Source organism: Streptomyces sp. NPDC048636, assembly GCF_040650655.1.
GTDB lineage: Bacteria > Actinomycetota > Actinomycetes > Streptomycetales > Streptomycetaceae > Streptomyces.
On the sequence record NZ_JBEZHR010000029.1, the window covers coordinates 1 to 4,476 of the forward strand.

The window sequence follows — 4,476 nt, forward strand, 5'->3', positions numbered from 1 at the left end:
GTGTTGACGCCGCCGCGGAGGACGTCGGTGAGTGTCCAGTCGACGTAGGGGGTCAGGGCCTGTTCGCAGTCGGCGACGCGGGCGGCGAACACGGGGGAGGTGTCCAGGAGTCCGGCACCCATGCCGACCCACTGCGACCCCTGCCCCGGAAACACCAGCACCGGACCCGCACCATTGTCGCCGGGACCACCTTCGCCGAAACCCTCCGCGCCCTGGGCGAACATGGCGCCGGCCGAGTCCACCACCCCGGGGTGGGTCTCCCCGGCGGCCAGGGCCTTCAGCCCCGCCATCAGCTCCTCGCGGTTCTCACCGATGACCACCGCGCGGTGGTCGAACACCGACCGGGTGGTGATCAGCGACCAGCCCACCTCGCCGGGCGACAGCCCCGGGTCGGCCCCTACCCGTTCGGCCAGCGCACTCGCCTGAGCCCGCAGCGCCACCGCGGTACGCCCCGACACCACCCAGGGCACAAGGTCCTCCGCGGTGTCGCGATCTGCCACCCGCGCCGCAGGCGACATCGACGTCAACTCGGCTGCCGCCGGAGCCTCTTCCAGAATCAGATGCGCGTTGGTCCCCGAGATACCGAACGCCGAGACTCCGGCCCGCCGCGGCCGTTCGCCCATCGGCCATGGGACGGTCTCCGTCAGCAGCCGCACCTCACCCGCACTCCAGTCCGCGTGCGGGGTGGGCTCGTCGATATGCAGTGAGGCGGGCAGCACACCATGCCGCATCGCCATCACCATCTTGATCACACTGGCCGCGCCCGCGGCGGCCTGGGTGTGACCGAGGTTGGACTTCACCGACCCCAGCCACAGCGGCCGGTCCGCCAACCGCCCCTGCCCATAGGTGGCCAGCAGCGCCTGCGCCTCGATCGGATCGCCCAGAGTGGTCCCCGTGCCATGACCCTCCACCGCGTCCACCTCGGAGGTCGACAGACGGGCGTTGGCGAGCGCCTGGCGGATCACCCGTTGCTGAGAGGGTCCGTTGGGCGCGGTCAGACCGTTGCTGGCACCGTCCTGATTGACGGCCGAACCGCGGATCAGCCCCAGCACACGATGGCCACGGCGCCGCGCGTCACGGAGCCGGGCCAGCACCACGAGTCCGGCCCCCTCGCCCCAGCCCGTACCGTCGGCGGCGGCCGCGAAGGGCTTGCACCGGCCGTCCGGGGCCATGCCCCGCTGCCGGGAGAACTCGATGAACGCACCAGGGGTGGCCATCACGGCCACGCCACCGGCCAGCGCCAGATCACACTCGCCGCTCCGCAGCGCCTGACACGCCAGATGGATGGCCACCAGCGAGGACGAACACGCGGTGTCCACCGTCACCGCCGGCCCCTCCAGACCGAGGGAGTACGCCACCCGGCCCGACACCACACTGCCGAGGTTGCCCGCTCCGACGTACCCCTCCACCTCACTGGTGATGTTGCCGATGACCGACAGATAGTCATGGGAGCCGACCCCGGCGAAGACGCCCGTATTGCTGCCGCTCAGGGCGCGGCGGTTGAGCCCGGCGCGCTCGAACGCCTCCCACGCGGTCTCCAGCAGCAGCCGCTGCTGGGGGTCCATGGCCAGCGCCTCACGCGGACTGATGTCGAAGAAGGCCGCGTCGAACTCGGCCGCGTCATGGCAGAAGCCGCCCTGGTCCACATAGGACTTCCCGTACCGCTCGGGATCCGGGTCGTAGAGCTCCTCGGTGCCCCACCCGCGGTCGGTCGGGAAGGGGGAGATCGCGTCACCGCCGTCCCGCACCAGCTGCCACAGCTCCTCGGGCGACCGCACTCCGCCCGGATAGCGGCAGGCCATCCCTACGACGGCGATGGGCTCCGGCTCGGCGGACTCGACCTCGCGCAGCCGCTCCCGGGTCTGGCGCAGCTCGGCGGTGACCCACTTGAGGTGGTCGAGCAGCTTCTCTTCATTCGACATCTAGCTGGGACTCCTTGGCGCGGCGCGGAGGATGGAGGTCATCGGACTCACGACTTTCCGAACTCGTCGGAGATGAGCTCGAAGATGTCTTCTGCCGTCGCTGTCTCGAGTTCGCTGTGTGCCGTGGTCCGGCCGGACTCGCGTTCCGTGTCGTCCCACTTGGCGAGCAGTAGGTGCAGCCGTCCGGCGATCCTCCGGCGGGCCGACGTGTCCACCGCCGACGGCTCCGACACGGAGTCCCACCGGTCGAGCTCCGACAACAGCCGCCCCTCGGACGACGACACATCCGTGTCCACGAGCCGCTCCCGCAGGAAGTCGGCCATCTCCCTGGGCGTGGGGTGGTCGAAGATGAGGGTGGGCGGAAGGTCGACACCGGTGGTGGCCGACAGCCGGGTGCCGAACTCGACGGCGGTGAGGGAGTCGAATCCGAGCTCCTGGAACGGCTGGGACGGTGGAACGGCGTCGATACCGGAGTGGCCGAGGATGGCCGCGGCATGGGTCTGGATATGGCGCAGCAGAAGGTGGTGCTGTTGGGCCGGGGTGCCGTCGGCCAACTGCTGCCGCAGTGCGCCGGAGGTGGCGGCGGAGTCCGCGGTCTCGGCGTTCGGCGGAGCGCTGGGCGCCAGCGAGGAGAGGAGCGGGCTGGGCCGCTGTGCGGTGAAACCGGCCGGGAACGTCCGCCAGTCGATGTCCGCGATGGTGATGCAGGTGTCGTCCTGGTCCAGAGCGCGCTGGAGGGACTTGATCGCCAGATCGGTGGTCAGTGGCCGCATCCCCCGCCGGTGGTAGTACTCGATCACCGCGTCGTCCGCCGCCATCCCCGCCTCGCTCCACGGCGCCCAGGCGAGGCTGGTGGCCGGTAGGCCCTGGGCACGGCGGTGTCCGGCGAGGGCGTCGAGATACGCGTTGGCGGCGGCGTAGGACGCCTGACGGCTGCTGCCCCAGGCGGCGGCGCCGGAGGAGAAGAGCACAAACGCGGAGAGGTCCAGGTGCCGGGTGAGTTCGTGGAGATGGGCGGCCGCGAGCGCCTTGGGCCGCAGCACATCGTCGACATGGGCGAGTTCCAGCTCGGTCAGCGGCGCGTTCTCGGGGATGCCGGCGGCATGGATGACACTGGTGAGGGGGTGTTCGGCCGGGATGGTGCCGAGGAGTTCGCGCAGCGCCTCGCGGTCGGAGACGTCGCAGGCGGTGACGGTGACCTCGGTGCCGAGCGCGGTGAGTTCCTCGGTGAGTTCGGTGGCGCCGGGTGCGTCCGGACCGCCGCGGCTGACCAGCTGGAGTCGGGGCGCCCCGTGATGGGCGAGCCATCGGGCCACATGCGCACCGAGACCACCGGTGCCACCCGTGACGAGCGTTGTGCCGGAGGGTCGCCAGCCGTTGGCCGCCAGGGCGGAGGCCGGGTCGGTGGCCGGGGCGTGCTCGAGGCGGCGTACGAACGTACCGGAGCGGATGGCGATCTGGTCCTCCGGCTGGCCCTCGATCAGACACCTCGCGATACGGACCGGCGTGCCGTCGTCGATCGCCGTCGGCAGATCGATGAGACCGCCCCACAGCCGGGGGTGCTCCAGGGCGGCGACTCGGCCGAAGCCCCAGATCTGCGCCTGGTGGGGGTGGGGGAGCGGATCGGTGGCGGCGGTCGCCACGGCTCCCTGGGTGAGACACCACAGCGGCCCGCCGGTGTCCTCGAGCGCGCTGAGGGCCTGGACGAGGACGGTGGTGGCGGCCAGCCCGATGGGCACGGACGGATGCTCGGGATGGGGTGACTCGTCCAGGCCGAGCAGGCTGAGGATGCCCGCGGTCATGAACTCGGCGGTCACGTCGCGCAGTTGCCGGGCCAGGTCGTCACCGTGAAGGGCCGCGCCGTCGACGGCCAGCGTCGTGTGGTCCGCGCCATGGCTCCTGATGGCTTCGGCGGCGACGTGCACGGCCGGGTGGTCCTCCAGCCCCGACGGGACGATGAGCAGCCAGGTACCGGTGAGAGCAGGGGACGCGGCCGACTCGGTCAGGTGCTGCCAGGCGATTCGATAGCGCCAGGCGTCGATGGCGCTCTGTTCGCGGTGTTGCCGTCGCCAGGTCGAGAGGACGGGGAGGGCGGGCAGCAGGGCGTCGATGCCGGGGCTGTCCTTGTCGAGGCGGAGGGTGGCGGTGAGGGCGTCGACGTCCTGTTCCTCGATGGCGTTCCAGAGCTGCGCCTCGACCGGGTCCCCGTGTTCCGTGTCATCGCCGTCGACGGTGTGGGCGGGTGGTGCCAGCCAGTAGCGCTGGCGTTGGAAGGCGTAGGTGGGGAGTTCGAGGGTGTGTGGGGGTGGGGTGGTGGGGTACCACGCGGTCCAGTCGATGGTGGTGCCGGTGGTGTGGAGTTGGGCGAGGGTGCGGGTCAGCGCGTGGGTGTCGGGTTGTTTGTGGGTGAGGGTGGCGGTGACGAGTGGTGCGGGATACTCGGCGGCGTCGTCGTTCGTGAGGTGGTGGAGGGTGTGTTGGGTGGCGGTGGTGAGGATGGGGTCGGGGCCGATTTCGAGGAAGGTCCCGGTTTCTGGGGCGATGTGGGTGATGG

At 71.0% G+C, this 4,476-nt stretch carries 2 protein-coding genes; both read right to left on the bottom strand.

Annotated features, from left to right (window positions below):
- The coding region (locus tag AB0C66_RS35875) for a type I polyketide synthase (RefSeq protein WP_362448794.1) at positions 1-1,922 on the bottom strand (1,922 nt) is incomplete at its 3' end.
- 47 nt (positions 1,923-1,969) lie between these two features.
- On the bottom strand, positions 1,970-4,476 hold a 2,507-nt coding region (locus tag AB0C66_RS35880; protein ID WP_362448797.1), incomplete at its 5' end, for an SDR family NAD(P)-dependent oxidoreductase.